Here is a 629-nt window from a genome sequence, read left to right as displayed (position 1 = left end):
TTCTTCAACAAACTATTAAGCAGTTGCATAGAAGTTGGGAATATTTCCAGAACAGAGGATTTGGTTTTCCACGCTTCAAGAAGTACGGACAATTCAAGTCGTTACTTTTTCCTCAATTCAAGGAGAATCCAGTAACGAACTTGCACATTAAGCTGCCCAAGATTGGAGCAATCCCAGTCAACCTGCATCGTCCTATCCCAACAGGATTTGTGGTTAAGCAGGTGAGAATTTTGAGAAAAGCTGACCGATGGTATGCGTCTATCTCCTTGCAATGTGATGTCAGCGTTCCTGACCCAAATCCACATGGTCATCCCATCGGAGTGGATGTTGGACTGGAAAAGTTTTTGGCAACGAGTGACGGTGTTATCGTCAAACCTCCTAAGTTTTTCAAGAAGCTGCAAAGCGAGTTGAAATTACTGCAACGCAGACTTTCTAGGAAACAGAAAAGGTCTAAAAATTACGAGAAACAACGACTTAAAGTTGCTCGACTTCACCACCAAATCGACAACACGAGGAAAGACTTTCATTACAAACAAGCTCATGCGCTTTGTGACGCGGGTGATATGGTCTTCATGGAAGATTTAGACTACCGAATAATGGCTAAAGGTCTGTTCAAGAAACATACTCTT

General features: G+C 42.3%; 1 protein-coding gene. It reads left to right on the top strand.

The window, feature by feature from the left end; all coding sequences use genetic code 11:
• Positions 1-14 precede the first annotated feature (14 nt).
• A partial coding sequence (locus M595_RS28350) for an RNA-guided endonuclease InsQ/TnpB family protein (RefSeq protein ID WP_375339255.1) occupies positions 15-629 on the top strand: 615 nt, incomplete at its 3' end.

The organism is Lyngbya aestuarii BL J (assembly GCF_000478195.2).
Classification (GTDB): domain Bacteria; phylum Cyanobacteriota; class Cyanobacteriia; order Cyanobacteriales; family Microcoleaceae; genus Capilliphycus; species Capilliphycus aestuarii.
This window is presented reverse-complemented; position numbering and strand designations above follow the sequence as displayed.